This window comes from Gilliamella sp. CG35, assembly GCF_046635745.1.
Classification (GTDB): Bacteria; Pseudomonadota; Gammaproteobacteria; order Enterobacterales; family Orbaceae; genus Gilliamella; species Gilliamella apicola_I.
The window spans coordinates 248,222-254,482 of the sequence record NZ_JBIDFH010000003.1; the positions used below are offsets into that span (position 1 = coordinate 248,222).

The following is a 6,261-nucleotide window of genomic DNA, read 5'->3' on the forward strand; positions in this document are numbered from 1 at the left end:
TTAGCGCTATTTTTGGAACAAATAAAAATCCGCTAATAGCGCTCTAAAAGCAGGCGAATACTGCCCATCATCACAACGCATACACAGTTGTTGTTCAATGACATTCGCATTAGGCTTTGTAGCAAACGCCATTAATGATATAGAAAATTGTTTGTCTGCCGTGTACTTCACCTGCAACAGCTGTTGTAAAAATAGATGATTTGATTCGCATAATTGCCTAAATTGATCTGCTAAATGATAAGGCAGCACCAAACAGAATAGACCGTCTGGCTTTAATAATCGTTTGACTGAATCAATAAGCTGTGTGTAGTTTAAACTTTCTGTATAACGGGCTAATTGCCTTTGACTGCTTCGACAATCCACGGCCGGCTCAAAATAAGGCGGATTGGTTACAATCAAATCATAACCATTGTCACTCTTCACCTGAAAACGATTAATATCACCCTGTATTGCTGATACAGATTTAAAGCCTGCTTGTTGGCTATTTTGTTGACATTGATTGACCGCTTGCGCATTAATATCAACTGCATCAATTTGACAAGCTTGATGTTCAAGGCGCTGTGCAAGCATTAACGCAATCACGCCACAACCACAACCGATATCAAGCACCTTATGAGTTGAAGAAAAGATTGGAGCCCATGCCCCTAGTAAACAACTATCAGTGGTGATTTTCATCGGACTTTTGTCATGCGCAACAAAAAAGCGCTTAAACGTAAAGCCCCCTTTTTTTAACGATTGTGATTTATTTTGCATGAATAAATTTTTTAAATAACGGTTTATTCGACGCCACTGCATCCGCCCAGCGTGTAGGTTCAGGTAAACGATAACCACGTAAACATAGATTGACCCAATTCAACGCACTATCTTGACTAATACGATGACCCGATGAAATAAATAACGGATTACAATTATTCTTGCTTTGTAATACCCAACCTATCTGTTGCTGCTTATCGGTGAGAGGCGTCACTTGACCGGCGACTTTAGGTAATGGATTATAATGACCGCAAAGGCGTTTTTTAGCGACACCAATGGTTGGCATATCCAATAGTAAACCAAGATGACTGGCAATACCTAATCGCCTTGGATGCGCAACACCTTGACCATCAACCAACAATAAATCAGGTTTATGTTCGACCTGCTCCCAAGCAGAAAGTAAAGCAGGATACTCACGAAAAGATAAATAACCAGGGATATAAGGAAACTCGGTTTTTAATCGCGCGACATGATATTCCACCACATCAAAATCCGGATACGTTAAAATCACAATAGCGGCACGGGTGGTTTTGCCTTCATCTTCAAAACCTACGTCGGTACCACCAATTAAAGTGATTGATGAATTAAAATCATCGGTTAGGTTTACTTGTTCAGCTAATTGCTGCTGGGTTAGTTTCAATTGTTCTAAATTAATAGACATTTTCTTTCTGCTGAGTATTATTAACGGCAATAAAATGATTTTACCAGATTTAGTATGCCATATACATTAGCAAATCCAACCGAACTGACAGAAGAAATTAAAAAAAGCCGCTTTATTGTCAATGCGGCGCCCATTATTAATGCCCAGCAAGCAACGGATTTTATCGATCAAATTAGCGATCCTAACGCAACACATAATTGTTGGGCATGGAAAATTGGTCAACAGTATCGATTTAATGATGATGGCGAACCAACCAGCACCGCAGGGCGTCCAATTCTATCAGCGATTGAAGGACAAGATTGTGATCAAGTAGTGGTGGTGGTAACTCGTTATTTTGGCGGAATCAAGCTTGGCACAGGTGGCTTGATACGAGCCTATGGTGGGTCAGCCAGTCATTGTCTACAAAAAGCAGAATTGATTGAACTTATTGCCCGAATACCTTTGCAATTTCACTGCTATTATAATGAATGGCCAATTATAGAAAATCGCTTAAAAGAACTGGATGCACTAATTGAAAATCAAGATTTTGATGCCATAGGGGTAAACGTCAATATTGCCATTACGCAAGATAAATTGCTTTCACTACAAAAAAGCATCAGTGATATTACTCGTGGTAGAGTGATAATACCAATATAAATCCTGTTGGTTAATTTCCGTTAGATGTTCACAAAGTCATAACTGTCACTATTTTTATAATATTGCTAAAGTTTTTTTATTAAAAAATGGCTTGCTACGAAATTCTTAAATTATCACTGAGCACTACCGATAACTCTATGCTCTGAGTAAGCAAGAAATAAAGTGATATAGGATGTGTTTTTCATTTATTATGCTGCTTTATCCCTGTGTATACAGGGAACACGAAATTCAGTTATACTACAGGCTGTTTCGCTACGGTTTATCCCTGTGTATACAGGGAACACTCTAATTATAACCTATTGTTTATTAATTAAAATAGGAAGGTGTAAAATTCCACCAATTTTTTGTTGTTTTTTTAGTCGATTTAGTTTAAAACGCATTAGGAATGTAATTTTATATTTATCAGATAGTTACTTGTGATCATACAGTTTTTTTAGCGGTACTTTCTTTTGCGATTTTTACTGCGCACCAAGCAATTTTTGATAACAAGGTAACATTTTTCTTTTAGGTAGATGATTTTAACGATATACTCAATATTGCTCTTGCCTTTGTCCCCTTATTTTATTCGGCTCTATGCCGAATGATATTATCATTAACTCATTTGGCAAAATTTATAAAAAATAGTTGAGAGTTTGAACAAAGCATTACCTTTTGGATCTCAAAATAATGGCTATCCTTATATGTTAGAGAACACGCTCATTTATCATGTTTTGAGTGATAAATGCTCTCTTAGTTTATTCAGAAAGTCCACTTTTGCTTTAGTAGCTATTGTTTCGGCAATTATGTCTTTTTACTTTTAATCACAATATTTGTAAGTAAATGACTGTAATTGTACGTCTATTTAACAACCTTTCTAAGTTTTAGAAAGATTTTTTCTTATGCTTACTGACTCTTTTGAGACGGTATTAACATCTCTTAAGCTCTCAATCAAATTTCGAAAATCAACATAAAATTGATCACTTAATTAAGCAATACACCAATGACGTCTTCAACCTCTTTAGTTGTTCGAGAAAGAGTTTTGATAGTTTGTTGACAACTTTCGAATTCATTAGTAGCAGAGCGGTGCGCTCCGCTTTTTTACAAAAATCATCAAGTTTTTTTATCCGCTTAATCGATGCTTTCCACATCAATTTTTAGTTTTAACGATGTAATTTCTTCCACCTTATTTAGTGAGAGGTATTAAAATTGCTAATAACTTTGTATTTTATATGCTGATTCGTGGCTTGCAGAACCTCAATAACAGTACCTTTATACCTTATCATTCTAGAACGCGATAAATCATACTCAGCATTATTAGAAAAGGCTGGACGAGCCATATCGTTATTAAACTCTCGATATCCTATATTAATTTTACTACCGACCATACCGTTGTAAATCAGTGTTTGTTGGAATCCATCTTGATTCGTCACACTAACCTTTTTATAGGTAAACTGTTTATGAGCCTCACAAAAATCAGTTCCTGTTGTAAAAGATATGCACACTTCATTTTTAGACGAATCTTTACTGACCCTTATGCCTATCGGAGTTGCAGGTACATTGACACTTTTTACAGTAGCATTACCGTTTACACTTTTTGCTGCAAAAAATAAATATTTTTTATCTTCACCTAGCTTGGGATAATCGCCTGCATCAATGATATAAGCGCTCCAAAACCTATTAACTTGAGTTGTTACAGGAAAAGAAATGACATCCATTGTTTTAATATTGCCTTGACGAACCATGTCATCACCTATATACGTAGTTGTAACTACATTAAGATCGGGATAACTTTTTTGTGTAACTTCTGGCACATAATTATATTTAATATCACTGACACACCCGACTAACACAAACCCAATGAAACCAGCTAGTAAAGTCTTTTTCATACCATTCTCCTGTAAATAATTTTTGTTAATAGTATGAAATTAATTAACAAAGAGCAATAAAAACCAACCGAAGGTAATTTGACTGTATTTGATGCATGCGGTGATCGGTTGTACATAGAACACTGTAACCAAAGATAAAGGATGAATAAACCACACCCGACCATTTTGACTTAAAGTGGCAAGTGTTGATGAAGTTTGGGTTTGATTAGTTGAGATGTCTGCTAATTGCTCTTTTTGAGTTTCTGCGTCACTTTGTTCTGTCTGTTGACTTTGCTTAGCTAATCCTTTGGCGACATCATCCCACCACAGCATTTTTGTCGCTTTTTCTTTGGTTTTTTCCCATAATTTATACTTCTCTTCTAACTCATTTATTTTACCCAATAATTTAAGTTGCTCTTGTGTTAATTTCTTGTCGGGTGCATCTTCATAACCATCTGGAAAACGTTGATAATCTCTTCTTTGTTGTTCTAAGCCTTGTTTTATTGATTCTTGTTTGCTTTCGTCATGCTTACTAACATATGCATCACGTTTTGCTTCATTACCGTCTTTGATATAACCCAAATAGTTTTCCGCATCATCGGTCATTTCACTGTTTAATGCTTCCCATTCCGGCCGCTTTCCTTCTGCATCCAGCTCTTCATACCATTCACTTTGATAATTAACTAACAGCCGTCCTAGTGCCGTTGTTAAGTGTGGTTTGTCGGATATTTCTTTAAAACATCCCTGTGTTAATGTTGCATAATCATTACCTTTATATTGCTTATCTAATATTGTTAGGGTCTCTTTGAGGGTTGGTTTATAGTTCTCCAGTGAAGCATTATCTTTGTTTCGGGTTGTCGCTTTTTTCGCACTCAGGTAAAACTCTTTTAAACTGCTGGTTTCTGTAATCTGTTTAAAACCAAACCACTCCCAACCATAGTATAGTGGTAAACCAAAAGATTCCATACCTCCTGTCCCCGTTTGCTTATATTGTAAGGATTCAAAATGTGCAGTTTCTGAACGATACATTTTTTCAATTATTATTGCCATTTGCTTGCCATGCTTCTTATATATTAGATTTATAGCGAATTCGGCATCTTCTAGAGTGTAATTTCTTTTGAGTTCAATTTTAACATTGAAACAATCCACCATAGCCACAGCTTGCATAAATCACGCCTACCGCTTTAGCACAAGGTTACAGGCGTAAAAGTTTCTGCAAGTTTATTTGAGGTGTCAGATGTTTGACCTTTTTTAGTTTTGTGTAATTTAGTATTGGGTTATGATTTTTCAATGTTTGTAAAAATATGCGTTTCCTAAATAACCAGATATTATTTATATAAGCAGAAAAATTCACTTATCCATGTGACTTGTCAACAAGTTATTACTAACCTATTTCATTCTAATTCCATATTGGATTAAGTATATAAGGTTCTACACTTTCATTTTCACATTTAAGAAATGTAATATTCTCGTTATTTTTTTTTATTAAAATTCCTGCATTATCTGGATATGTATTTACTTCATAATGCCAAATGTTTTTTTTAAAAACTAACGGATTTATTGAAACTTTATGGTCAGAAATTTCTTTTCGCAACTCTAATTCTATTTTGTTTTTATTGCCAAATCTATATATTAGATCACTTTTGTTAAAATAATCATAACAAATAGATAATTGCTTATTTCCTATTTGGCAACCAAAGGCATCCATTTCAATTAGATTTTCATTATATGTACATAAAGAACGATCTTTAAAAAAGATTTTTTGCCTATAAAAATTATTTAAATCTTGATAATTAGCTAATTTAGCTAGTAATCTATTTATTTCATGTTTTGACAAATTTTGTTTAAATTGATCGGCTAAAATAAACAGAAAGCTTTCATAGTAATTTAAAAAATATTCCCCCAAAATATTTTTTTTATTTAATACAGATATATTATCGATAATTCTAATAGTTTCATTACTTATATTTTCTATAATGGGCTCACCGATTATATTTCCCATACGTCGTTCAAACGTGATTTTTCCCAATAAAATTAGATTATTATCTTTGATATTCAAATATGTGATTGTTAATGGTGAATTACCTGTATTTGATTCGATTAAACCGAATATACCTAGTTTTGAATAAAACATTTCCCCACCAAAATATTCATTTCCAATCACATTATTTGTATAGGTGAATGAATTGTTATCAACGTTAATCGTTAATAATTGATATCCATCATAATCCTTTGATTCTTCATTATTATATGGGCAATATTGGTATAATAAATTCATATTGTCCCCAGAAAATGTTTTTATATTTATTTTTTTAACCGAATCTTTATCACACTTTGTTGTATTAGCACTGTCTCTTATACACATCT

Annotated in this window: 6 protein-coding genes; 1 reads left to right on the forward strand and 5 read right to left on the reverse strand. The window is 34.0% G+C overall.

All coding sequences use genetic code 11. The features are described 5' to 3' along the window. Nucleotides 1-6: 6 nt before the first annotated feature. Together ACGH4F_RS02530 and nfi are read right to left on the reverse strand one after the other, a co-directional pair. Nucleotides 7-753, reverse strand: coding sequence for a tRNA1(Val) (adenine(37)-N6)-methyltransferase (locus ACGH4F_RS02530; protein ID WP_411589880.1), 747 nt, complete (start codon nucleotides 751-753; stop codon nucleotides 7-9). Then, the gene (gene nfi, locus ACGH4F_RS02535; protein ID WP_411589881.1) at nucleotides 743-1,414 is read right to left on the reverse strand and encodes a deoxyribonuclease V; all 672 of its coding nucleotides are present in this window, start codon (nucleotides 1,412-1,414) and stop codon (nucleotides 743-745) included. The genes ACGH4F_RS02530 and nfi overlap by 11 nt, the downstream gene beginning before the upstream one ends. 54 nt (nucleotides 1,415-1,468) lie before the next feature. Between nfi and ACGH4F_RS02540 the strand changes: the two genes are divergently transcribed. Continuing rightward, nucleotides 1,469-2,050, forward strand: coding sequence for an IMPACT family protein (locus ACGH4F_RS02540; protein WP_411589882.1), 582 nt, complete (start codon nucleotides 1,469-1,471; stop codon nucleotides 2,048-2,050). Nucleotides 2,051-3,216: 1,166 nt separating this feature from the next. Here the strand turns inward: ACGH4F_RS02540 and ACGH4F_RS02545 are convergent. The 3 genes from ACGH4F_RS02545 to ACGH4F_RS02555 all read right to left on the reverse strand — a co-directional run. Beyond that, the gene (locus ACGH4F_RS02545) at nucleotides 3,217-3,915 is read right to left on the reverse strand and encodes a hypothetical protein (protein WP_411589884.1); all 699 of its coding nucleotides are present in this window, start codon (nucleotides 3,913-3,915) and stop codon (nucleotides 3,217-3,219) included. A 39-nt stretch (nucleotides 3,916-3,954) separates the two neighbouring features. Then, the gene (locus tag ACGH4F_RS02550) at nucleotides 3,955-5,061 is read right to left on the reverse strand and encodes a hypothetical protein (protein WP_411589885.1); all 1,107 of its coding nucleotides are present in this window, start codon (nucleotides 5,059-5,061) and stop codon (nucleotides 3,955-3,957) included. 232 nt (nucleotides 5,062-5,293) lie between these two features. Next, nucleotides 5,294-6,261, reverse strand: a 968-nt coding sequence (locus ACGH4F_RS02555; protein WP_411589887.1) for a hypothetical protein, incomplete at its 5' end; no start/stop codon positions are given.